We start from the raw sequence: 22781 nt of genomic DNA on the forward strand, positions 1-22781 counted from the left end.
TTGAACCGGGCTTTACCATAAGGGTGCGAAACTTGCGGGTAAATCGAAGCATTGTCATTGTTTTCCCGTAGCTGCTTCTTCTATTTAGACAGCAATCACCAACGTAAGGGGCAGCGTATGACGACAGGCAATGACGAAGTCAGACCCGACGTGACCCGAGAGGACGACGCCTATGCGCTGGATCGTCGGACCGTAGCGGCGATTCTCTATGCTGTGGACGTTGAAGATCGCGACAAGCTGATCGAATTGATGGAGCCGCTGCACCCAGCCGACATTGCCGACCTTCTGGAGCAGATCAACCCGTTTGATCGGGCACGTCTGATCCGGCTCTATGACCAGGAATTCGACGGCGACATCCTGTCGGAACTGGACGAATCGGTTCGCGAAGAGGTCATCAGCGTGTTGCGCCCCGACGTTCTGGCCGACGCGGTGCGTGAGATGGAAAGCGACGATGTCGTTGACCTTCTCGAAGACCTGGAAGAGCCGCAACAGGAAGCCATCCTTGGCGCTCTCGAAGATTCCGAACGGATCGCCGCCGAACAGGCCTTGTCTTACCCGGAAAACTCGGCCGGTCGCTTGATGCAGCGGGAAGTGGTGATGTCGCCCGAGCATTGGACCGTAGGACAAGCCATTGATTTCATGCGGGCCAACGACGATCTGCCGGACCAGTTCTATCATGTGGTTCTGGTGGACCCACGCCTGAAACCCGCGGCGCAGGTCGCGCTGGGCAAGCTGATGGCGACGCGTCGCGAGGTTCCTTTGCTGGAAATCGTGGCCGATGAATATCACACCATTCCTGTCGATCAGGATGAGGAAGACGTGGCCTATGCCTTCAACCAGTACCACCTGATCTCGGCTCCTGTGGTGGACCCGGACGGGCGTTTGGTGGGCGTGATCACCATCGATGATGCCATGGCTGTGCTGGATGAAGAGCACGAGGAAGATATCCTCAGGCTGGCTGGTGTCAGCGATGAAAGCTCAATCTCGGACAGCGTGGCCGCCACCAGCCGACGGCGCTTGCCCTGGCTGGCGGTCAACCTGTGCACAGCGATTTGTGCGTCGTTGGTGATTTCTCAGTTCGAGGCGGCCATTGATCAGTTGGTGGCGCTGGCCATCCTGATGCCGATCGTGGCCTCGATGGGGGGCAATGCGGGCACACAATCCCTGACCGTTGCCGTGCGCGCGCTGGCGACACGCGACCTGACCGGCTCAAACGTGATGCGCGTGATCCGGCGCGAACTGCTGGTCGGACTGCTGAACGGTCTGTGCTTTGCGATTGTTCTGGGCACGGTGGGTATGTTGTGGTTCGATTCACCTTTGTTGGGGGTCGTGATCGGCTCGGCTTTGGTGGTGAATATGATCATCGCGGGCTTTGTTGGGACAGTGGTCCCGGTTGTTCTTGATCGCTGGGGTGCGGATCCTGCGCTGGCCTCGGGAACCTTTGTGACGACAACCACAGATGTCATGGGCTTTTTCCTGTTCCTTGGATTGGCCAGCGTGGTGCTGCTGTGATGGACCTGATCGAAATCAAAGCCGCTGCCCGGAAAGAGGCGTTTGCCCGCCGCAAGGCAGCCTTTGATGCGCGCGCGCCCGGAGGAGCAGGGCGCCTGTCCGAAGTTCTGGCGGGGTATCGCGGCGTGCCGCTGTCAGGCTATATGCCCATTCGGACCGAGATTGATCCCTTGCCCGCCATGGCCGAGGCCTCGGCTTATGGGCCCGTTGGCGTGCCCGTTATTCAAGCGGCAGAGCAACCGTTGAAGTTTTCCCGTTGGACGCCAGAGGGGGCTTTGAAAGACGGGCCGTTTGGGGCGAAAGTGCCCGCGCAAGACGATTATTTCGAACCCGAGATTCTGATCGTACCGCTGGTGGCCTTTGACGCAAGGGGCGGTCGCCTGGGCTATGGCGGTGGATTTTACGACCGCACGCTTGAAGGACTGCGTGACAAACGAGCCACGCTGGCCATCGGCTTTGCCTTTGATGTGCAAGAGGCTGCGGGTTTGCCGCTGGAGCCGACGGATCAGCCGCTGGATATGGTGGTCACCGAAAGCCGAGTGCTGACGTTCTAGAGCTATTGCATGTTTTCGGCGCGGAAAAAGTCCCAGGCGTCCTGCTGCATCCCATCCGCCAATGTGCAAGTTCCGGTCTGACCGTCTGCGCCGTCCTTGATCTCATATTTACCGCCTTGTTCGATGCAGTAGGTTGCCGCCGGGTTCGCCAAACCCGTCGCATTGTCATCAGCGGCTAGTTGATCACAAGCGGCCACGGCCAAAAGGGCCAATGTAAGAAGGGCACTGCGCAGCATCGAGGTTCTCCTGAAATACAAATCTGAATACGTATCGGTTTTCAGTATAACGACTTGTGATTGCACAAGACCACACTTAGGACAGTCTCTATGAGAATTTTGTTTCTGGGTGATGTCATGGGCCGCGCCGGACGCGCGGCGGTGCAGCAACATTTGCCGCGTCTGCGCGACGAATGGCGGCTGGATTTTGTCATTGTGAACGGCGAAAACGCGTCGAACGGGATGGGTCTCAGCGGCGATCACGCCAAGCTGTTATTGGATGCGGGAGCCGATTGCCTGACTTTGGGCGATCATGCCTTCGACCAGAAAGACATGCTGCAATTCATCGAAAGTGAGCCGCGTATCGTACGCCCGGTCAACTTTGCAAAAGGCGCACCGGGCCGGGGGCATCGTCTGTATACGGCCCCGGGTGGGCGCAAAGTTTTGGTTGTGCAGGTCTTGGGGCAGGTCTTCATGAAGCGGCCCTTTGATGACCCGTTTTCAGCCATCGAGCCGATCCTGAAATCCCATCCGCGCGGCGGTCAGGCGCAGGCGATTATCGTCGATATGCATTGCGAAGCAACGTCCGAGAAAATGGCAATGGGCCATTACTGCGACAAGCGCGCGAGCCTCGTTGTTGGAACACATACGCATGTCCCTACGGCCGATGCTCAGATCTTACCCGGTGGGACAGCCTACCTGACGGATGCAGGCATGTGTGGGGACTACGACTCGGTTATCGGGATGGACAAGCAGGAACCGATGCGTCGCTTTATCACGGGAATGCCCAAGGCACGGTTCACCCCGGCGAATGGCGAAGCGACGCTCAGCGGTGTTTTTGTGGAAACCGATGACACCAATGGGCAGGCCAAATCTGTTCAAATGGTACGCGTTGGCGGACGATTGCAGCAGGCGGGGCCGGAATAGATCACGCAGGGCTTGCTCTGACATCTGCAATGCAGGACACTATCGGGCAGGCACGTAGGCCCGGGTTTGGACTGAAAACCAAGAATGCAATTTCTTCAACTGACAGAGACAGGCAGCGCAATTCTGGCGCTGGTCGTTGTCGCGGGCATGTTCATCATGTTCCTCCGCGAGGTCTATCCCACCGAGGTCGTCGCCATCGGAGGTGTCGCGCTGATGCTCGTGACAGGGATTTTGCCCTATCAGGATGCTTTGCAAGTACTGTCAAACCCCGCGCCTTGGACCATCGGGGCGATGTTCATCATCATGGGCGCTTTGGTGCGCACCGGTGCGTTGGATGCGTTTACCTCGGTTGCGCAGAAACAGGCGCAGGTGAACCCGAAACTGGCCATAGCTCTGTTGATGAGCTTTGTGGTCTTGGCCTCGGCCGTGGTGTCCAACACACCCGTGGTCGTCGTGATGATCCCTGTGTTCGTTCAGATCGCACGGACTCTTGGTGTGTCTGCGTCCAAGCTTTTGATACCGCTCAGCTATGCGGCCATTCTGGGCGGCACGCTGACCTTGATCGGAACGTCGACAAACCTGTTGGTCGACGGGGTGGCGCGGGCACAGGGCCTGACGGCGTTTTCGATCTTTGAGGTCACACCACTTGGAATCGCACTGGTGATTTATGGCATGTTCTATCTGCGTTTTGTCGCTCCTCGCCTGCTGCCGGATCGTGACAGTATGGCGACGATGCTGAGCGACCGCTCCAAGATGAAGTTCTTTACCGAAGCCGTCATCCCCCCCGACAGCAACCTGATTGGCCGCGAAGTAAGCGGTGTGCAGTTGTTCAAACGTCCCGGCGTGCGTCTGATCGATGTGATCCGGGGTGACGCGTCACTGCGGCGCAATCTCAAGGGTGTGACCCTTGAGGTTGGCGACCGCGTGGTCTTGCGCACCGCAATGACCGAGTTGCTGAGCCTGCAGAGCAACCGCGAACTGAAACGTGTCGATCAGGTGTCAGCGGTCGAAACCAAGACAGTCGAAGTTCTGATCACACCGGGTTGCCGCATGGTCGGGCGGACCTTGGGGGCCCTGCGTTTGCGGCGTCGCTACGGTGTTTACACTTTGGCTGTGCATCGCAGAAACCAGAATATCGGTCGTCAGTTGGATGAGCTGGTGGTTCGGGTAGGTGACACGCTGCTTTTGGAAGGTGCGCCTGCTGATATCCAGAGGTTGGCGGCGGATATGGATATGGTTGACGTCTCGCAACCATCGGCCCGTGCGTTCCGGCGCAGCCATGCTCCGATTGCAATCGCTGCCCTGACCGGGATCGTGGTTTTGGCGGCTATCGGAGTGGCACCGATCCTGTTGCTTTCGATCCTAGCCGTCGCAGTGGTTCTTCTGACCCGGTGCATCGACGCGGATGAGGCCTTTTCCTTTGTCGAAGGGCGGCTGTTGGCGCTGATCTTTGCCATGCTGGCCATCGGGGCCGCGCTGGACGCCTCGGGTGCGGTCTCGTTGATCGTCGAGGCAGTGGCGCCGGGTTTGGGTATGCTGCCCCCGTTCCTGATCGTCTGGGCGGTTTACCTGCTGACTTCGGTCCTGACCGAGCTTGTGTCGAACAACGCCGTGGCCGTTGTTGTCACGCCCATTGCGATCGGGCTGGCGCAGGCCGTTGGGATCGACCCCAGGCCGCTGGTCATCGCAGTCATGGTGGCTGCGTCCGCTTCGTTCGCAACGCCCATTGGCTATCAAACCAACATGATGGTTTATGGCCCCGGCGGGTATCGCTTCACCGACTTTCTCAAGGTCGGTGTACCGCTGAATCTGACCGTTGGGCTGCTGGCCTCGCTTTTGATCCCGCTGATCTGGCCGCTTTGAAACCGGCGCGGAATTGCCGATTTTCGCATCCGGGGGTTGTAGTTCTTCATATCATCACAATCTGTTTGCCATATGTATCGGCAACTGAAGGGTCCAAAGATGAAACGTCCCCTAGCGCAAGCGACAAGCACAGCAGTTTTTGCCGCTTTGGCGGGTTCTGCTTTTGCCGGAACAATCGAAGGTTCGGCATCCTATCGTGAACGCATCGCCACACCCCCGGATGCCACGCTATATGTCGAGTTGCAGGACATCTCTCGGGCGGATGCGCCGTCAGTTACCCTGTCGGCCAAGCGTTATGCTCTGACCGGAGTACCGGCACAATATGAACTCAGCTTTGATGTCGCCCTTATCAAAGAAAACCACAGCTATGCGGTTCGAGGCTCGATCTTTGTTGGCGACCAGTTGTTGTTTACAACAGATACGGTCTATCCGGTGCTGACGAACGACAATGGAACCGTCGCCGACCTGATGCTGGTGCAAGTGCAGGGACAAGAGGTGGCATCGCTCGACAATACGAAATGGTCACTGATCGGGATCGACGGCGTTGCGCTTGAAACTGACAGGCACCCCGAACTTATGTTTGACACGGATGGACAATTCGGAGGCACTGGCGGCTGCAATCGCTTTACCGGCCAGGCTGAGATTTCCGGGCAAAACATCACGTTCCCGGACAACATTGCCGCCACTTTGATGGCGTGCCCACCCGAACTGGAAGAGGTCGAACGGCAGTTCTTTGTTACCCTGCAAAAGGTCGCGACCTACGCGCAAGCCGGCGATAGCCTTGTGATGCTGGACCGCAGCGATGCACCCGTGCTCAAATTCGTCCGCATCCCATAGCCCGCTTACGCAATGGCGCGCGACCGGCCCGCGTTGCGACCCGAGAAGATACAACCGCCCAAAAACGTGCCTTCCAGCGCGTTATACCCATGGTATCCGCCGCCGCCAAAGCCTGCGACCTCACCCGCCGCAAACAGGCCGGGAACAACCTGCCCATCAGCACCGATCATCTGACTGTCCAGATTGGTTTGCAAACCGCCCAGGGTCTTGCGGGTCAGGATATGCAGTTTCACAGCGATCAAGGGGCCGTTGGCCGGATCCAGGAACCTATGGGGTTTGGCCGTACGGATCAGCCGGTCACCGCGATAGTTTCGCGCAGCCAAAATGGCCATCATCTGCGCATCTTTCGAGAACGGGTTGTCGACCTGAGAATCCCGGGCTTCGATCTGCGCTCGCAGATGGGCTTCATCGATCAGGCCTCCCCCAAGGTGGTTCATACCATTGACCAACTCGGTCAGTGTATTTGCCACAACGAAATCTTCGCCCTTTTCCTTGAAAGCCTCAACCGGAGCCGTTGCTTTGGAACCGGACAGGATGCGCTGGCGGATCACTTCTTTCCAACTGCCCGAGGTGAAGTCGGGGTTCTGCTCTGACCCGGACAAGGCGAATTCCTTCTTGATCACCTTCTGTGTCAGAACGAACCAGCTGTATTCGTAGCCTGTTTTCAGAATCTCGCGCAACGTTCCCAACGTGTCAAAACCGGGCAGGCAGGGCGGTAGCAGCCGGTTGCCGCGTGCATCGAACCACATGGAGCTTGGGCCGGGCAAAACGCGTATGCCATGCGAAGGCCAGATCGGATCCCAATTGCGCACACCTTCGGTGTAATGCCACATGCGGTCGCCATTGATCACATGCCCACCCGCCTTTTCCGAGATCGGGATCATCCGACCATCCACATGAAACGGAACTCCCGCGACCATATCCTTAGGCGGTGCGCCAAGCCGCTCGCGCGGCCAGTTCTTGCGCACCATCTCGAAATTGCCGCCAATACCGCCAGAGGTTACGATGACTGAGGGTGCATAAACCTCGAACTCGCCGGTCTCATCGCGGTTGGTCTTGGCACCCTGCGGGGCGGTATCGTCCGCCAGAACCTCGCCCGAGACGCCTTTGGCCGCACCGTTTTGCATGATGATGTGGCTGACCTGATGACGAAACCGCAGTTGGATCAGCCCGGCACTGACATGTTCACGCACGCGGCGGATGAAATGTTCCAGAACACCCGGACCCGTGCCCCATGTGATGTGAAACCGGGGCACCGAGTTTCCGTGACCGTTGGCATAGGATCCACCCCGTTCAGCCCACCCCACAATCGGGAACCAGCGCAGGCCCATCTGGTGCAGCCAAGGGCGCATTTCGCCCGACGCGAACTCGACATAGGCCTCGGCCCATTTGCGTGGCCATGCGTCTTCGTCGCGATCAAACTGAGCACTGCCCATCCAGTCACGCATAGCCAGATCCTGGCTGTCGCGAATACCCATGCGGCGTTGTTCGGGCGTGTTTACCATGAACAGGCCGCCCAGGCTCCAGAACGCCTGACCACCCAGAAAGTGTTCCGGCTCTTGATCGACGATAATCACCGACTTGCCGCGATCCCCAAGCTCGGCAGCAGCAGCCAGCCCGGCCAGCCCAGCACCAACGACAATCGCATCTGCAGAGTTATTGGTCATCGCGTGTCCTTTCAGCGATTGCGGAACCAGGCAAGGAAAGGCAACACGACCACATACATGGTTATTCCATAGACAGCCGAGGGCAGCGCCAGCGGGCTGAACCCGCTTTCAGTGCCAGTTATCAGCGCGGCCAGTGTTATGCCCAGCGTCGAGTTTTGAATCCCCGTTTCGATCGAAATTGTTTTACTCTCGGTCCACGACAGTTTTGCGGCACGTGCCAATCCAAGCCCGATCAGCAAAAGCGCGATGTTCAGGGCGATTAACCCTGCGCCCATTCTGCCCAGGTTTTCAACGAAAAGCTGCCAGTTCCCGGCCAGCGCAGCGATCACGATCAGTACAAACAGAACAGTTGCCGCTTTTGACAAAGGGGCATCAACCCGGTCAGCAAAGCCGCGCGCGAAGTGGCGCAGGCTGACCCCGATGGCGACGGGCAGCGTTGTGATCAGGAACATGGCGACTGCCAAACCGGTGATCGAGACCTCAGGCGCGTCAGACCCCATGAAATGGTTGATCGACCATGCCGCCAGAATAGGCACGGTCAGGATCGACAAAAGGCTGATCACCGCCGTCAGGCTAACGGACAGCGCCACATCAGCCTTCGCCAGCTTTGACAGAATGTTGCTTGTCACACCGCCCGGACACAGGCTGAGGATCATAAAGCCCACCGCGATCTCGGGCGGCAATGCGAAAAGCGTGACAGTGATGAACGCCGCAATCGGCAACAGCAGAACCTGACACACCGCGCCAATGGCAAAAGCATGACCTCGCTGCAGAACACGGCGAAAATCGGCGACCTCAAGCCCGATCCCCAAAGACAGCATGATGATCGCCAGAGACAGGGGCAGGCCCACGCCAATCAACAAGTCCACTTCCCACTCCTCCCAAAGCCACGTCAGGTCAGCCTATGCGAGGGGGGAAGGCTCAGGCAACAGCGCCGTTAGGTCAGCCGTAGCGTTGCACGAAACGGCGCAGGATTTCGCCGGGCTGGGTGACGGTCGCTGAATGGCAAAGGTCGATCAGCTTTTGCGCATCTTCCGGAGGGAAATAGCCGTAATTTTTGTAGATATTGATACGGTGTTCGAAATCGGCAGCATCGGCTTCGGGGTGAAACTGAGTGGCATAGACGTTTTGCCCCCAGCGGATCATCTGAATCGGGCAGGGGTCGGACGCGACCAGATGCACGCAGCCATCGGGCAGGGATTGCACCGCCTCTTTGTGGCCGACAAAGGCCTCGAAACTTGAGTGTAAACCAGCGGTCAGCGGGTCTTGGGCCCCGTGTTCCGTCAGTCGGCATTCAGAGGGGCCCACCGGCTCGCCATATTGACGTTTACTAACGTCACCACCCAGATGCGCGGCGAGAATGCCCAGCCCATAACAACATCCCATATATGGATGATCCTGCGCCGTGATCTGAGGCATCAACCCCATGATCGCCCCTTCGATCTTGGTGTCCAACGCAGATTTACTGGCCGGGTCGTCGCTGACGCAGCCTGGCCCGCCCCCAACGATCACACCGGCATAATCCATCACTTCCAGCCCGGCGGGCAAGTCTTCACGGTCCAGCCGAATGCGATGGGCGCGCTTGGCGTCCAGACCCGCGCGGTTCAGGATCGACGCAAATTCGGCATCAGATGCCTCGGTTTCCGGGCGCAATTGCAGGATCAGGAATTTTTTCATGTTTGGCTCATACTTGTCACAGCGGCCAAAACACAAGGATGGCGGGGACTGAGACGGCGATGATCAGGATCTCAAGCGGTAGGCCCATGCGCCAGTAGTCGCCGAAATGATACCCGCCGGGCCCCAGAACCAAGGTGTTGTTCTTATGCCCGATCGGAGTAAGAAACGCTGCTGAGGCCGCGACGGCGACGGTCATCAGGAACGGGTCGGGCGAGACACCCAGCGTTTGCGCCATCTGGATACCGACCGGGGCCGCGACGATGGCCGTGGCCGTGTTGTTCAACACATCCGAAAGCGTCATCGTCACCACCATCAGAACGGTCAGAATGGCCCAGGCGGGCAGGCCGTTTGTGATCTGGATCAGCGCGTTTGCGATCAACTCGGTCCCTCCCGAGGTCTCAAGCGCGCTGCCCAGCGGTATCATCGAGCCCAGCAGTACCACCACCGGCCATTCGATATGGTTGTAGATATCGGCGATTGGCATGATCTTGGTCAGAACATAGGCAATGACCACCAATCCCAATGCGATGGGTAGGTAAATCAACCCGATACTGGCGGCCAGAACTGCCGCAGCAAACAGCCCGATGGCCAGCCCTGCTTTGTCATTGGCGGTCACGTTCAGGCCACGCGTCGCCAAGGGCAGGCATCCCAGCCATTCGGTCACATCCGTGCCGCGATCTCGGGGGCAGAGCAATAGCAAGATATCGCCCGCCTCAACCTCGGTCTTGCGGACCTGTTCGGTGATCTGGCGCCCCTGACGCGATATCCCCATCAACACCGTGCTTTGCCGCCAGGCCAGCCCCAGCCCCTGCGCAGTGCGCCCGGTGATGCGGGCGTTTTCAGTGGCGACGACTTCGATTACTTCAACCCCGTCGCCCTCGGCCGTGAGCACCTCCTGGCGCCGCGTGTCCGAGAAATCGAGATTCAGGGCTGCGCGGAACTCATCCAGCGCTTCGGGGCGGGCTTCCAACACCAGCGCGTCGCCCTCTTTCAACGTCGCATGGGCCGAGCGCCCATATCGCCGCTTGCCATCACGGATCAGGCCGATAATGGCCACATCCGACTTTTCAGCAGCTTCGTAAAGCTCGCTGACGCGCTTGCCGATATGGGCGGACTCGGCGGGTATCGTAAGCTCGGCGATATATTCCGCCAACGCTTCGGAGGTTTCTTTTTGCGGCCCTCGGTTGGGGATCAACCGCCAGCCGATCAATGCCACGAAGGCCAGCCCTGCGATGGCCGCCAAGCCACCGACAGGCGCGAAGTCGAACATCTTAAAGGGCTCGCCCAGCGTTTCCTGCCGGATCGAGGCGATGATGATGTTCGGTGGGGTTCCGATCAACGTGGCCATACCACCCAAAATCGTGGCGAAACTCAGGGGCATCAGCGTCAGGCCTACGGAACGCCCCGCCTTGCGTGCGGTCTGAATGTCGACGGGCATCAGCAGCGCCAGCGCAGCCACGTTGTTCATGAAGGCCGACAGCACCGCACCGATCCCGCCCATCAGCGCGATATGGGCACCCAAGCCGCGCGAGGCATCCACCAGACTGCGCGTGATCAAGAACACCGCGCCCGACCGGACCAGGCCGGCAGAGACTACCAGAACCAAAGCGACAATGATTGTGGCAGGATGACCAAATCCGGCAAAGGCGTTGTCGACGGGCACAACGCCCAGAACAACGCCGATCATAAGCGCCGCAAAAGCCACAAGGTCATACCGGAAGCGACCCCAAAGCAACATGCCAAAAACAGTGATGAAAAGGGCGAAAAGAATGATTTGATCTGTCGTCATGGCGCTACCATACCCGCAAGGGGACGTCTCGCAAGCCGCTCTCTTGATCCTGCCCCCCGCAAACGTCTATATGAGCGCCGAATACGCAATCACGATGACGAGGACGCACCATGGCAGGCCATTCCAAATGGGCCAATATCCAGCACCGCAAGGGACGTCAGGACGCCGCGCGGTCCAAGCTGTTTTCCAAACTGTCGAAAGAGATCACGGTCGCCGCCAAGATGGGCGACCCCGATCCCGACAAGAACCCGCGCCTGCGTCTTGCGGTGAAAGAGGCCAAGTCGAACTCGGTCCCCAAGGATGTGATCGACCGCGCGATCAAGAAGTCGGTTGCGGGAGAAGGCGATGATTACGAAGAAATCCGCTATGAGGGCTACGGCCCCAATGGCGTCGCGGTCATCGTCGAAACAATGACCGACAACCGCAACCGCACCGCCTCGACCGTGCGTTCGACCTTTTCAAAAAATGGCGGCAATCTGGGTGAAACCGGTTCGGTTGGCTTCATGTTCGACCGCAAGGGCGAGGTGGTCTATCCGGCCACGGCAGGGGATGCCGATACCATCTTTGAAGCGGCCATCGAGGCTGGTGCCGAAGATGTCGAAAGCTCGGAAGACGGCCATATCATCTGGTGCGCGGATACTGATCTGAATGATGTATCGAATGCGCTCGAGTCTGCGCTGGGCGAGTCTGAGTCCACCAAGTTGATTTGGAAGCCTACGACCACGACCGAGCTGGGTCTGGAAGATATGCAAAAGCTGATGAAGCTGGTGGACGCGCTGGAAGACGATGACGATGTGCAGCGCGTAACCACAAACTTCGAGGCCACCGACGAAGTAATGGCACAGCTCTGAGCCACGTCCGACAGAATTATTGTTCAAACCCGGCCTGTTGAGCCGGGTTTTTCATTTGCACCGCTTTCGCCCGCGCGCTTAGAGTTCAGGTGCATGGCAGACGAACAACAAGATCTCAAGCGACGCAACCTGCCGGTTCTGGCCGGGCAAAGCATTCTGTCTCAGGTGGCGTGGACACTGGGCAGCCCGTCGGTTGTTCTGCCGTTTCTTGCCGTGTCTCTTGAAGTTCCAATGTTCCTGGCAGGCGCGCTTGTGTCCGTGCGCATGGTCGGCAGCATGATCTCGGACGTGTTTCTTGCGCAGCCCATCGCGGCGCAGAGACGAAAGAAGCGTGGTATTGCGCTGACTGAAATTGCAATCGGCTGCTGTTTGTTCATGGCCATTCTGATTGCCTCGGTCGGGCATGTTCCGCTAACGGCTGTTGCCTTTGTCGCCGCCTTTTTCCTGATTGGGCTGATCGAAGAAGGGCAGGCACTGATGTTTTCGGATGTCATGGGCGATCACCTGAGCTCCAAGGCCCGCATGGTCGTGAATTACCTGCAGCTTGGAGTTGGCGGGTTGGGGGCGATCGGGATCGCTTTGGTGGTCCATCAAATCACCAAAGACAACCCGCCATTCTCGCGCCATTCGACGGTCATCGCCGTATCCATCGCATTCTTTTCGCTGTCTGCCCTTTGCATTCTGGCGATGGCAGAAAGGACTGTGGATCAGGATAAAGAAAACGCGGCCCCAAAATCGCGCCGAACACTGCGGCAGGTTGTTGGAGGTATCGTGGGGATGTTCGAGTACCCTTGGTTCCGCCGCTACATGGTCATGCGCCTGCCACTGGTTGCGGTCACGCTTTCGGTTCCGTTCTTCGCTCTGATCGCCGCCGAAGCGCATCACACATCGGCCAAAGGTCTGACAGCCATGATCGTATCGTCTGCATCAGGTTATTTGGTATCTGCGCCGTTGTGGCAGTTCATCAACCTTAAGTCGCACCGGGCGGTTATGGTGACAGGGACACTCATGGTCGCTGTCACGGGAATAGTCCTATTGGCTTTTCACTACTTGCACATAGACCACCAAGTTCATCTGCATGCGGTTGCGTTATTCGTCGTCTCAGTCGCGGTGACTGGGGTCGGCAGCGCACGAAAACTGTACTTCTTGGACGTCGCCCCCAAGGACCAGCGAATCCAAGGTGCAGCGGCCGTCAAAAGCATATGCCGACTGGTCGGAGTGGTGCTGTCGGCGGCTTTGGCTGCAGTTGCGCATACGAATGAAGTCGCGCTGGCGATCGTGTTTATCGTACTTGTCAGCCTGTGGGCCTCTTTTGCCTGTTTCTGGATCGTGGATCCCAAAGCCTCAAAGACAGTTTAAGCTGGAGGTCTAAGCGCCTGGACTGCCTGCTTTTTCACGGCTTGGGTCAAGGGTTTCAAAGCGAGCCCTAGGATGCGGCCAACCTGCCAGCTCAGGGCAACATCCAGCGGGCTCTCTGGTATGATCTCGCACAGGGTACTATTGCTCAGCCCCTTTTGCACAAGGCGTTCCGGGTTCATACCCCATCCCAGCCCGGCGGTTGCGGCTTCTACAAAGCCTTGGGTGGACGGCACAAAATGGGTCGGGGGCGACAAGCGTTTTCCTGTAACCTGCGTGACCCACTTTTTTTGCAAATTGTCCTTGCGGTTGAATGTCAGGCAGGGCGCGACCTGCAGAGCTTTGGAAGTTACACCATCTGGAAACCATTTGTCTGCAAAGCTCGGGCTGGCCGTCGCCAGGTAACGCATCTGCCCCAGCGAGAATGTGTCGCAACCTGTTATGGTCTGCCCGCCCACAGTGATTGCTGCGCTGACCTCACCGCGTCTGAGCCATTCAGCGGAATGGTCCTGATCATCGATCACCAGATCAAACAGCAGCCCGTCAACCGCGGCCATTGCGTCCATGAACCAGGTGGCGAGAACGTCAGCCGGAACAGCTATGCGCACCCGCGCTGCGCCGTGGTTCTGCTCCAGCGACAGATCACGGTTCAACTGCGCCTCAAGCAGGTCGATGCTGCTGGCATGTTGGGCGATCCTCAACCCCGCAGGCGTACCGGTGCACGGGGTGCCCCGGTGTACCAGCGTCACGCCAAGCCTGTCTTCTAACGCTTTGATGCGTTGAGAGATCGCGGAGGGCGTAACCGACAATTCATCGGCAGCAGCATCGAAGCTGCCATGGCGCAGGATCGCCGCCAGGGCAGACAAGTGGTTGGGATCGAATTGCATTAGTTGTACTTAACCTGAGTAAGAAACATTAATTTGATAGAAGTCCACCAACCCTCTAGTCAACACGGCAATCAAGGGGGTGGCATGTCCGTACCGTTCATCGCAGGGTTTGTTCTGGGCTTTAGCCTTATCCTGGCCATTGGCGCTCAGAATGCTTTTGTCTTGCGCCAGGGGTTACGGCGTGAGCATGTCCTTCCGATTTGCCTGACATGCGCCGTTTCGGATGCCGTCTTGATCGCTGCTGGCGTCGCCGGGTTCGGAACCCTTGCTCAGGCCGTTCCTTGGTTTGAGACCGTCATGCGTTATGGCGGTGCGTTGTTTCTGACCTGGTACGGGCTACGCAGTCTTGCGTCGGCCTGGCGCGGCGGCGCGGTGATGGAGGTGGGCGCGGGCAAGCGTATTAGCTTGCATACCGCCTTGCTGACCGTTCTGGCATTCACTTGGCTGAATCCGCATGTCTATTTGGATACCGTGGTTCTGATTGGGTCTATCTCGGCCCAATATGAGGACCGTTTCAGCTTTGCCGTAGGCGCCATGGTTTCAAGCTTTGTCTTCTTCTTTTCGCTGGGCTTTGGAGCGCGCCTTTTGTCGCCGATCTTTGTGCGCGAAAAATCCTGGCAAATCCTCGATTTGATCATCGGGGCTGTCATGTTGGCGATTGCCTACAAACTTGTTGCCATGTGAAGGGTTGTTGCCCGCTCGGTTTCGGTGTTCAAGCACTGGCATGAATGTATCACCCGCTCCAAACCGACCCGCGGTCGGCATGTTCTGGATGCTGTCTGCAGGGCTGTGCTTTGTGGTCATGACTGCGCTGGTCAAGTCCTTGGGGACCACCATGAACCCGATTCAAGCAGCGTTCTTGCGGTTCGTGTTTGGTCTGGTCTTCCTCTTGCCTGCATTGCAGGCCATTCGAGCAACGCAGCTTACACCCCGATTGCTGACCCTTTTCGGACTGCGCGGAGTGGTGCACGCCCTGGCGGTGATGCTGTGGTTTTTTGCGATGACGCAGATCCCTTTGGCTGAAGTGACCGCAATGAACTATATGACACCGATCTATGTGACCTTGGGTGCCGCGCTGTTTCTGGGTGAAAAACTCGCCTTCCGTCGCATCGCTGCGATTGGGGTGGCGCTGATCGGTGTGCTGATCATCCTGCGCCCTGGTTTTCGCGAGGTTTCGATAGGTCACCTGGCGATGTTGGGAACCGCGTTGATGCTGGGGGCATCCTATCTGTTGGCCAAACTGTTGGTGCGTGACGTCAAACCGGCGGTCGTCGTCGCATATATGTCGATCTGGGTCACGATTGTGCTCATCCCTTTTGCGCTGGCGGTTTGGGTCCAGCCCAGCCTGCGTGATCTGGCTGTGCTGTTCCTCGTTGCCAGCTTTGCAACGGCGGGCCACTATTTCATGACACTTGGGCTTCAGGCCGCACCGGTGGCCGTAACCCAACCGGTCACCTTCCTGCAGTTGATCTGGGCCACGGCGCTGGGCGCGTTGGTCTTTCACGAAAGCGTCGACATCTGGGTCGTGGCGGGTGGAACAGTGATCGTCGCTGCGGTCAGCTTTATCTCGTGGCGCGAAGCCAGATTGAACCGCAAGGCCGTGACACCGCCCGACGTCGAAACCAAATTCTAGCGACACCCACTGACGCTCGGTTCTTGATTGACGAGTCAATAAAAACGCCGTAGCGTTTTGACACGTTGCCTGTGTCTGAGGTGTAGCAATGCCAAAACTCGGAATGGAGCCCCTGCGCCGGGACGCGATCATCAAAGCGACGATCGCCGAGTTGGGTGCGGCCAAATCCCTGGATGTTACTGTCAGCCAGATCGCTAAGCGCGCAGGCATGTCCAGCGCGCTGGCCCATCACTATTTTGGCGGCAAGGATCAGATTTTCCTGGCCGCGATGCGACGCATCCTGTCCGATTTTGGGGCCGAGGCGCGGGCCGAATTGAAGAAAGCCGCTCCGGGTGAACGGGCCCAGGCCATTATCCGGGCATGTTTTGCGCCGTCCTGCTTTACGCCCAACGTGATCACGGCCTGGATGACCTTCTATGTTCTGGCTCAGACCAACCCGGACGCGTTGCGCTTGTGGCAGATCTATCAGGCGCGGATTCGGTCAAATCTGATCGACGCCCTGCGCGCCAAGCTGCGAGACCCTGTTGAGGGTGCTGAAAACATGATCGCCTTGATCGACGGGCTCTATATTCGCGCGGCTCTGACTGCACCAAAAGAACCGCAACTGGCGGTGAACCACGCGATGCGGGTTCTCGACACCTTGCTCGAGGCGGAAAAATGACACAACCCAACATTCTGATCCTGATGGTGGATCAGCTCAACGGAACCCTCTTTCCTGACGGTCCCGCCGAATGGCTGCATGCTCCTAACCTCAAGAAACTGGCCGCCCGTTCGACCCGTTTTGCCAATGCCTATACGGCATCACCGCTCTGCGCGCCGGGACGGGCCAGCTTCATGTCCGGGCAACTGCCCTCGCGCACCGGGGTTTATGACAACGCGGCCGAGTTCCGCAGCGATATCCCCACATATGCGCATCATCTGCGCCGCGCGGGCTATTACACCTGCTTGTCGGGCAAGATGCATTTCGTCGGCCCCGATCAGATGCACGGGTTCGAGGATCGCCTGACCACGGATATTTACCCGGCTGATTTCGGCTGGACCCCCGATTATCGCAAACCCGGTGAGCGGATCGACTGGTGGTATCACAACATGGGATCGGTCACCGGCGCCGGTGTCGCCGAAATCTCGAACCAGATGGAATATGATGACGAGGTCGCCTATCACGCCAAGGCCAAGCTTTATGATCTGGCGCGCGGCAAGGACGACCGCTCATGGTGCGTGACCGTCAGCTTTACCCATCCGCATGACCCTTACGTGGCGCGCCGCAAATACTGGGATCTTTATGAGGATTGCGACCATCTGTTGCCCGAGGTGGCGGATCTGGGATATGACAATCAAGACCCGCATGCGCAGCGTATTTTCGACGCCAATGACTGGCGCGGTTTTGACATCACCGAAGACGATATCCGCAAATCCCGCCGCGCTTATTTCGCCAATATCTCTTATCTGGACGACAAGATTGGTGAGATCCTCGACGTGCTCGAGGCAACCCGGCAGGACGCGATCATCCTCTTCGTCTCGGATCACGGCGATATGCTGGGCGAAAAGGGGCTGTGGTTCAAAATGAACTTCTACGAAGGGTCGGCCCGCGTGCCCCTGATGATCTCGGCGCCGGATCTTCCACCTGGTCGGATCGACACGCCGGTGTCCACGATTGACGTCACCCCGACTCTGGGTGCGCTAGCCGGGGTCGACATGGCTGAAATCGCTCCGTGGACAGATGGAGAAGACCTTGTGCCGCTGGCGCAGGGCGCCGAGCGTACTGCGCCCGTGGCGATGGAATACGCAGCCGAAGCCTCCTATGCGCCGCTAGTGTCCTTGCGCTATGGCAAATGGAAATACAATCGATGCGCGCTTGATCCCGACCAACTATTTGATCTGGACAGTGATCCGCATGAGTTAACCAACCTGGCCGACCGCCCCGAACATGCAGGCACGCTGCAATCGTTGCGGGCCAAGTCCGAGGCGCGCTGGGACCTGGATCAGTTCGATGCCGATGTACGCGCCAGTCAGGCCCGCCGCTGGGTGGTCTATGAGGCGCTGCGACAGGGCGGCTATTACCCGTGGGACTACCAGCCGCTGCAAAAAGCATCCGAGCGTTACATGCGGAACCATATGGACCTGAACATCGTCGAGGAAAGCCAACGCTTCCCGCGTGGCGAATGACCTCTTCATCTTTTCGAAAATACTCCCGCCGGCGGCGTAAGGCTGTCCCAGCGGGCAAGGAGCTATGAGAATGGAAGCAGATTTTGTCATCGTTGGAGCCGGGTCCGCCGGATGTGCGATGGCTTACCGGCTTAGCCTGGCCGGGGCCTCGGTCTTGGTGATTGAACATGGTGGGACTGACGCAGGCCCGTTCATTCAGATGCCTGCGGCGCTGAGCTACCCGATGAACATGCGCCGTTATGACTGGGGTTACCTGTCCGAACCCGAGCCTCATCTGAACAATCGCTGTCTGGTTTGTCCGCGCGGAAAGGTCATTGGCGGGTCGTCTTCGATCAACGGCATGGTCTATGTGCGCGGCCACGCACGTGATTTTGACACCTGGGCCGAGATGGGGGCCGACGGATGGTCCTATGCCGACGTGCTGCCCTATTTCAAACGCATGGAGTCCTGGCATGATGGCGGGCACGGAGGGGATCCAGCCTGGCGGGGCACAGATGGTCCACTGCACGTGTCGCGCGGCCCAAGGGAAAACCCTCTGTTTCAGGCCTTTGTCGATGCCGGGCGACAAGCCGGGTATGAGGTCACAGGTGACTATAACGGGGAAAAGCAGGAAGGCTTTGGGCCGATGGAGCAGACGGTCTGGAAAGGCCGACGCTGGTCGGCGGCAAATGCTTACCTGAAGCCCGCGCTCAAACGCGACAATTGCGAGATCGTGCGCGGCCTGGCGGCCCGCGTCGTCATGGAACACGGTCGGGCAGTTGGGGTCGAACTGGTCCGAGGCGGGCGGAAAAAGGTCATCCGCGCGCGGCGCGAAGTGATTCTGGCGGCATCCTCGATCAACTCGCCCAAGCTGCTGATGTTGTCAGGAATTGGACCGGCAGCGCATCTGGCCGAACATGGGATCAAGGTGGTCGCAGATCGCCCGGGCGTGGGGGCAAATCTACAGGATCATCTTGAACTTTATATCCAGCAGGCATCCCTGCAGCCAATTACGCTCTACAAACATTGGAACCTGATCAGCAAAGGTCTGATCGGCGCGCAATGGCTGTTTACAAAAACCGGCCTGGGGGCCTCGAACCAGTTTGAAAGCGCGGCATTCATCCGGTCGGCGGCCGGGGTCGAATATCCCGATATCCAGTATCATTTTCTTCCGATGGCGGTGCGCTATGACGGGCAGGCTGCGGTAGAAGGGCATGGATATCAAGCCCATGTCGGGCCCATGCGTTCGCCGTCGCGCGGGGCAATCACTTTGCGCTCAGCCAAGCCAGAAGATGCGCCGGTGATCCGGTTCAACTATATGAGCCACGAAAAGGATTGGGAGGATTTCCGAACCTGTATTCGCCTGACCCGCGAGATATTCGGTCAGGATGCGTTCAAGCCCTACAAGGGCAAGGAAATTCAACCCGGCGACGCTGTTCAAAGCGATGACGAGCTGAATGCATTTATCGCGGAACATGCCGAAAGCGCTTATCACCCTTGTGGCACCTGCAAGATGGGGCGGGCTGAAGACCCTTCAGCGGTGGTTGATCCCGAAGGGCGCGTGATCGGGGTGGACGGGTTGCGTGTGGCAGACAGCTCGATTTTCCCGCAGATCACCAATGGCAATCTCAACGCGCCGTCGATCATGGTGGGTGAGAAGATGTCGGATCATCTCTTGGGCAAGGAGGCTTTGCCGAAAGCCAATGATCGCCCCTGGATCCATCCAAATTGGGCAGAGGCGCAACGTTAGGTTTCTGCTGTAAGGAGTATCGTGAAAGGGCAATGTTTCGCATCCGTTTGATCCGCGTCAAAGCCGGTTGGAATAGACGCGCCTAGTCTGCAGTGAAACTGCAATCAAGGAGCGAACAGAATGTCCCATACACCGCATGAACTGGCGGAAGAATTTCCAGACAAAGTCGAAGCGATGAGCCAGTTGAAGCAGACAGATGCACATTTCGCGCGTCTGGCGGACGAGTATCACGAAATCAACCGCGCGGTTCACCGGGCTGAAACCAATGTCGAGCCCATGGAAGAGCTGGCCGAGGTCGAGCTGCGCAAAAAACGCGCGGTATTGAAGGATGAGATCTGGGCGATCCTGTCGAAAGCCTGATTATGTGTCCGAGACCGGGGTGGGGGCTCTGCCCCCGTCGCGGCAGGCCGCGACTCCCCCGAGGTATTTTTGAACAGAAGAAGATTAGGTGACTGTGTAAGGCAGGGTCTTTCGGGTATGGGTGTCGATGGACAAGCGGCGTTCCAGTGGCGGGACCGAGCGTTGATGGCAGTTTTGCCGTTCGCAGATGCGGCAGGAAATGCCGATTGGCTCATAGGAACTGGCGTTATTGAGGTCGAGGTTGTCGGCATAGACCAGCGCTTCGGCGTGGCGCACCTCACATCCCAGAGCTATGGCGTAGCGGCGCACGGGTGAACCAAAAGAACCGCCGGATTTCGATACATCACGCGCCAATGAGATATAGCGCACGCCATCCGGAGTTTCTGCGAGTTGCTGCAGGAAATGGCCCGGCGTCTCGAAGGCGCGGTGGACGTTCCAAAGGGGGCAAGCACCGCCGAAGCGGGCAAATTGCAACCGTGTGGCGGAATGGCGCTTGGTGATAGTTCCCGCCTGATCGACGCGTACAAAGAAGAACGGAATGCCTTTTGCACCGGGCCGTTGCAGAGTCGAGAGCCGATGGGCGACCTGTTCGATCGAGGCGCCGAAGCGGTTGCTGAGTATCTCAAGATCATGGCGGCAGTCCTGCGCGGCAGCAAGGAAAGTGCCGTAGGGCATCAGTGATGCCCCTGCAAAGTAGTTTGCCAAGCCGATTTTGGCGATGGCACGGGCTTCTTCGCTGTGGAATTTTGCGAAGTCCAGTGTTGCCTCAAGCAGCTTATCCTGTTGGATCAATGCGACTTGCAGCAGAATCTGGAACGCTTGCGTAGACGAGGCGGCCCGCGACGAAATCCGCAGACTTTTGCCCGCGGCATCATAGCTGCGGAGGGTTTCGGTATCAGCGAAAGTAACTTGAATGCCTTGGCGTGACAGGCTTGCTATGGCGGCTTGACGGATCCCGCCTGTTTCATCCGCTTGTCTGGCGAAATTCTCGGCGGCGCGGTCGACGGCGTCGATATAGTTGTCACAATAATGGAAAAAGTCCCGCACCTCTTCCCACGGGCTGGCTTGCACGCGTGCGTCTTCGCGTCCCAGCGCTTCGTCTAGCGAGGCCAGGCGCTCGTGGGTTTGTCGATAAACGCGGTGCAATTCGATAAAGGCGCGGGCCAGGGCGGGGGCGTTCGACGCGGTCAGGCGCAAATCGGCCAGGGGTGGTATCGCATCGGCAAAGACTGGATCAGCCAGAGCCTCGCGCATGTCCGAGACCAAGCGTTCGCTGTCCCCGGTACTGAGTTCGGTCACGTCCATACCGAACTCTTGCGCCAACGCCAGAACAACCGTGGTCGAGATTGGACGGTTGTTGTTCTCCATCTGGTTCAGATAGGGCAGGGAGACGCCGAGTTTGGCTGCAAATTCCTTTTGTGTGAGGGTCAGACGCGTGCGCATTTCGCGCAGTTTGGCGCCGGCATAGAGTTTTTGGGTGGCCATGCATCGCCTTTGCAGTTTTTCTGATCTGAAAAACTAACTTTGCAAACCTCGTGTGGCAAGCCGGTCTACAGACCCAATTGCTTTTCGCGCCAGATTACCGCGTTGATGGCGCAGATCGCCAGGATGGCTGTGATCAGCATCAGCCAGAGCAGCGGCATGGCGCCGGTTTCTACGGTTAGCAGCGCACCGGCCAAAGCGCTGAGCGCAGCGCCTCCACCCAGCATGATTGCGCCGCTTAGGCCGGATGCGGTTGCGGCCAGATGGGGCCGGACGGAAAGAGCGCCCGAAGTGGCGTTGGGGATCGACATGCCATTCCCGAGCCCGACAAAGGTCATCAATCCAAAAAAGCTGATTGCGGTTCCAAGCCCTGTCAGAACCAGCGATGCGGACAAGATCACGCCGACAGCGTTGAGCAAGCAGCCCCAAAGGACCATCCGGTTGACGCCGAAGCGTACCGAAAATCGGCCGCTGATGAAATTGCCGAAGAAATACCCCAAGGCAGGAGCACCGAAATAAACACCAACCTGGGCGGCGCTCAAGCCAAAGACTTCGGTTCCGACAAAAGGGGCTCCGCCCAGATAGGCAAAGAAAGCCCCAGAGGAAAACGCCGACGACAGGGAATAGCCCCAGAACCGTGGTGAGGTGAGCAATTCGGGGTATTCACGAAACTGTTGAAGCAAGGTTTTGCCACTGGTCGCTGCGGTTTCGCCGAAATCCCTGTAGGTCAGAATCAGCGTCAGGGCCCCCAGTGCGAAGGGCATCCAGAAATTGGCCTTCCATCCAAAGGTTTCTTCCAGCACTCCACCAATGGCCGGGCCGATCATCGGGACCACCGCCATGCCCATGGTCACATATCCGATCATCGAGGCCGCCTGGTCCTGGTCATACATGTCTCGAACAGCAGCCCGGCTCAGGACCATGCCTACGACGATAATCGCCTGACACATGCGGAAGGCCAGAAAAACCTCGACATTTGGGGCGTAGATGCAGCCCAGTGTCGCCAGCAGGAACAGGCTTAGCCCCCACATCAAGACAGGGCGCCGTCCGGCCTTGTCGGCCACCGGGCCGATCAGAACTTGCAGCACCGCATTGACCAGAAGGTAAAGAGCGACCGAAAGCTGCATGACCCGATAATCAGTCTCAAAGTAGACCGCCATATTCGGCATGCTGGGCAGATAGACATTCATGCTCAGAGCCGAGAGGCCAGAGAGCAGGACCAGCGTCGCAATCGTTGGAGGCGTCCGGCTGACAGCCGATGTTCTGAACTGCATGG

The 22781-nt window shown here is 58.3% G+C and carries 21 protein-coding genes; 13 read left to right on the plus strand and 8 right to left on the minus strand.

Translation table 11 applies throughout. The features are described 5' to 3' along the window. Window positions 1–117: 117 nt before the first annotated feature. Entirely contained in the window at window positions 118–1512 is a 1395-nt protein-coding gene (gene mgtE / locus GOX45_RS14510) for a magnesium transporter (RefSeq protein ID WP_171101866.1), read from the plus strand. Beyond that, the gene (locus GOX45_RS14515; protein WP_171101867.1) at window positions 1509–2066 is read left to right on the plus strand and encodes a 5-formyltetrahydrofolate cyclo-ligase; all 558 of its coding nucleotides are present in this window, start codon (window positions 1509–1511) and stop codon (window positions 2064–2066) included. The genes mgtE and GOX45_RS14515 overlap by 4 nt, the downstream gene beginning before the upstream one ends. A 2-nt stretch (window positions 2067–2068) precedes the next feature. On the opposite strand, the gene GOX45_RS14520 is transcribed toward GOX45_RS14515, so the two are convergent. Then, window positions 2069–2302 carry a DUF333 domain-containing protein gene (locus tag GOX45_RS14520; protein WP_171101868.1) on the minus strand — a complete coding sequence of 78 codons (234 nt, stop codon included), beginning with the start codon at window positions 2300–2302 and terminating at the stop codon, window positions 2069–2071. 90 nt (window positions 2303–2392) lie between these two features. On the opposite strand from GOX45_RS14520, the gene GOX45_RS14525 reads away from it, so the two are divergent. The 3 genes from GOX45_RS14525 to GOX45_RS14535 all read left to right on the plus strand — a co-directional run bounded on the left by GOX45_RS14525 (window position 2393) and on the right by GOX45_RS14535 (window position 5908). Beyond that, complete coding sequence (locus tag GOX45_RS14525) at window positions 2393–3208, plus strand: TIGR00282 family metallophosphoesterase (RefSeq protein WP_171101869.1); 816 nt, start codon at window positions 2393–2395, stop codon at window positions 3206–3208. Between the two features lie 84 nt (window positions 3209–3292). Then, the gene (locus tag GOX45_RS14530) at window positions 3293–5071 is read left to right on the plus strand and encodes an SLC13 family permease (RefSeq protein ID WP_171101870.1); all 1779 of its coding nucleotides are present in this window, start codon (window positions 3293–3295) and stop codon (window positions 5069–5071) included. Window positions 5072–5170: 99 nt separating this feature from the next. Next, window positions 5171–5908: a YbaY family lipoprotein gene (locus GOX45_RS14535; RefSeq protein ID WP_171101871.1), complete on the plus strand. Its 738-nt coding sequence runs from the start codon at window positions 5171–5173 to the stop codon at window positions 5906–5908. A gap of 5 nt (window positions 5909–5913) precedes the next feature. Here GOX45_RS14535 and GOX45_RS14540 read toward each other — a convergent pair whose 3' ends face one another. The 4 genes from GOX45_RS14540 to GOX45_RS14555 form a co-directional block, all read right to left on the minus strand. Further along, on the minus strand, window positions 5914–7575 hold the full coding sequence (locus GOX45_RS14540; protein ID WP_171101872.1) for an FAD-binding dehydrogenase: 1662 nt from the start codon (window positions 7573–7575) through the stop codon (window positions 5914–5916). A gap of 11 nt (window positions 7576–7586) precedes the next feature. After that, a complete protein-coding gene (locus tag GOX45_RS14545) occupies window positions 7587–8444 on the minus strand; it encodes a bile acid:sodium symporter family protein (RefSeq protein ID WP_171101873.1) in 858 nt (285 codons plus the stop codon). A 73-nt stretch (window positions 8445–8517) separates the two neighbouring features. Then, entirely contained in the window at window positions 8518–9252 is a 735-nt protein-coding gene (locus GOX45_RS14550) for a glutamine amidotransferase (RefSeq protein ID WP_171101874.1), read from the minus strand. Window positions 9253–9268: 16 nt separating this feature from the next. Beyond that, complete coding sequence (locus GOX45_RS14555) at window positions 9269–11041, minus strand: SLC13 family permease (RefSeq protein WP_171101875.1); 1773 nt, start codon at window positions 11039–11041, stop codon at window positions 9269–9271. Window positions 11042–11151: 110 nt separating this feature from the next. On the opposite strand from GOX45_RS14555, the gene GOX45_RS14560 reads away from it, so the two are divergent. Further along, on the plus strand, window positions 11152–11892 hold the full coding sequence (locus GOX45_RS14560; RefSeq protein WP_171101876.1) for a YebC/PmpR family DNA-binding transcriptional regulator: 741 nt from the start codon (window positions 11152–11154) through the stop codon (window positions 11890–11892). Window positions 11893–11985: 93 nt separating this feature from the next. Then, window positions 11986–13251, plus strand: a complete 1266-nt coding sequence (locus GOX45_RS14565; protein ID WP_171101877.1) for a permease — start codon at window positions 11986–11988, stop codon at window positions 13249–13251. Here the strand turns inward: GOX45_RS14565 and GOX45_RS14570 are convergent. Beyond that, entirely contained in the window at window positions 13248–14135 is an 888-nt protein-coding gene (locus GOX45_RS14570) for a LysR family transcriptional regulator ArgP (protein ID WP_171101878.1), read from the minus strand. The two genes, GOX45_RS14565 and GOX45_RS14570, sit on opposite strands and share 4 nt — an antisense overlap. A gap of 84 nt (window positions 14136–14219) precedes the next feature. Between GOX45_RS14570 and GOX45_RS14575 the strand changes: the two genes are divergently transcribed. The 6 genes from GOX45_RS14575 to GOX45_RS14600 all read left to right on the plus strand — a co-directional run bounded on the left by GOX45_RS14575 (window position 14220) and on the right by GOX45_RS14600 (window position 20023). Next, window positions 14220–14819, plus strand: a complete 600-nt coding sequence (locus GOX45_RS14575; protein WP_171101879.1) for a LysE/ArgO family amino acid transporter — start codon at window positions 14220–14222, stop codon at window positions 14817–14819. Between the two features lie 40 nt (window positions 14820–14859). Then, complete coding sequence (locus tag GOX45_RS14580) at window positions 14860–15768, plus strand: DMT family transporter (RefSeq protein ID WP_254446029.1); 909 nt, start codon at window positions 14860–14862, stop codon at window positions 15766–15768. A gap of 88 nt (window positions 15769–15856) precedes the next feature. Continuing rightward, entirely contained in the window at window positions 15857–16429 is a 573-nt protein-coding gene (gene betI, locus GOX45_RS14585) for a transcriptional regulator BetI (protein ID WP_171101880.1), read from the plus strand. After that, entirely contained in the window at window positions 16426–17934 is a 1509-nt protein-coding gene (gene betC / locus GOX45_RS14590) for a choline-sulfatase (protein ID WP_171101881.1), read from the plus strand. Before betI ends, betC begins: the two co-directional genes overlap by 4 nt. 70 nt (window positions 17935–18004) lie before the next feature. Beyond that, window positions 18005–19663 (plus strand): choline dehydrogenase, encoded by a 1659-nt coding sequence (betA, locus tag GOX45_RS14595; RefSeq protein ID WP_171101882.1) that lies wholly within the window; start codon window positions 18005–18007, stop codon window positions 19661–19663. Window positions 19664–19783: 120 nt separating this feature from the next. After that, complete coding sequence (locus tag GOX45_RS14600) at window positions 19784–20023, plus strand: YdcH family protein (protein WP_171101883.1); 240 nt, start codon at window positions 19784–19786, stop codon at window positions 20021–20023. An 84-nt stretch (window positions 20024–20107) separates the two neighbouring features. On the opposite strand, the gene GOX45_RS14605 is transcribed toward GOX45_RS14600, so the two are convergent. After that, complete coding sequence (locus GOX45_RS14605; protein WP_171101884.1) at window positions 20108–21508, minus strand: short-chain fatty acyl-CoA regulator family protein; 1401 nt, start codon at window positions 21506–21508, stop codon at window positions 20108–20110. A gap of 65 nt (window positions 21509–21573) precedes the next feature. Continuing rightward, window positions 21574–22779: a multidrug effflux MFS transporter gene (locus GOX45_RS14610; RefSeq protein WP_171101885.1), complete on the minus strand. Its 1206-nt coding sequence runs from the start codon at window positions 22777–22779 to the stop codon at window positions 21574–21576. Between the last annotated feature and the right edge of the window lie 2 nt (window positions 22780–22781).

Source organism: Ruegeria sp. HKCCD7255 (genome assembly GCF_013031565.1).
Lineage (GTDB): Bacteria > Pseudomonadota > Alphaproteobacteria > Rhodobacterales > Rhodobacteraceae > Ruegeria.

Coding starts and splice junctions, on each gene's coding strand:
- GOX45_RS14550 (WP_171101874.1), bottom strand. CDS start 9,252: ATGAAAAAATTCCTGATCCTGCAATTGCGCCCGGAAACCGAGGCATCT.
- GOX45_RS14535 (WP_171101871.1), top strand. CDS start 5,171: ATGAAACGTCCCCTAGCGCAAGCGACAAGCACAGCAGTTTTTGCCGCT.
- GOX45_RS14560 (WP_171101876.1), top strand. CDS start 11,152: ATGGCAGGCCATTCCAAATGGGCCAATATCCAGCACCGCAAGGGACGT.
- betC (WP_171101881.1), top strand. CDS start 16,426: ATGACACAACCCAACATTCTGATCCTGATGGTGGATCAGCTCAACGGA.
- GOX45_RS14520 (WP_171101868.1), bottom strand. CDS start 2,302: ATGCTGCGCAGTGCCCTTCTTACATTGGCCCTTTTGGCCGTGGCCGCT.
- GOX45_RS14600 (WP_171101883.1), top strand. CDS start 19,784: ATGTCCCATACACCGCATGAACTGGCGGAAGAATTTCCAGACAAAGTC.
- GOX45_RS14530 (WP_171101870.1), top strand. CDS start 3,293: ATGCAATTTCTTCAACTGACAGAGACAGGCAGCGCAATTCTGGCGCTG.
- GOX45_RS14610 (WP_171101885.1), bottom strand. CDS start 22,779: ATGCAGTTCAGAACATCGGCTGTCAGCCGGACGCCTCCAACGATTGCG.
- GOX45_RS14570 (WP_171101878.1), bottom strand. CDS start 14,135: ATGCAATTCGATCCCAACCACTTGTCTGCCCTGGCGGCGATCCTGCGC.
- betI (WP_171101880.1), top strand. CDS start 15,857: ATGCCAAAACTCGGAATGGAGCCCCTGCGCCGGGACGCGATCATCAAA.
- GOX45_RS14580 (WP_254446029.1), top strand. CDS start 14,860: ATGAATGTATCACCCGCTCCAAACCGACCCGCGGTCGGCATGTTCTGG.
- GOX45_RS14565 (WP_171101877.1), top strand. CDS start 11,986: ATGGCAGACGAACAACAAGATCTCAAGCGACGCAACCTGCCGGTTCTG.
- GOX45_RS14525 (WP_171101869.1), top strand. CDS start 2,393: ATGAGAATTTTGTTTCTGGGTGATGTCATGGGCCGCGCCGGACGCGCG.
- GOX45_RS14575 (WP_171101879.1), top strand. CDS start 14,220: ATGTCCGTACCGTTCATCGCAGGGTTTGTTCTGGGCTTTAGCCTTATC.
- GOX45_RS14540 (WP_171101872.1), bottom strand. CDS start 7,575: ATGACCAATAACTCTGCAGATGCGATTGTCGTTGGTGCTGGGCTGGCC.
- mgtE (WP_171101866.1), top strand. CDS start 118: ATGACGACAGGCAATGACGAAGTCAGACCCGACGTGACCCGAGAGGAC.
- GOX45_RS14605 (WP_171101884.1), bottom strand. CDS start 21,508: ATGGCCACCCAAAAACTCTATGCCGGCGCCAAACTGCGCGAAATGCGC.
- GOX45_RS14555 (WP_171101875.1), bottom strand. CDS start 11,041: ATGACGACAGATCAAATCATTCTTTTCGCCCTTTTCATCACTGTTTTT.
- betA (WP_171101882.1), top strand. CDS start 18,005: ATGGAAGCAGATTTTGTCATCGTTGGAGCCGGGTCCGCCGGATGTGCG.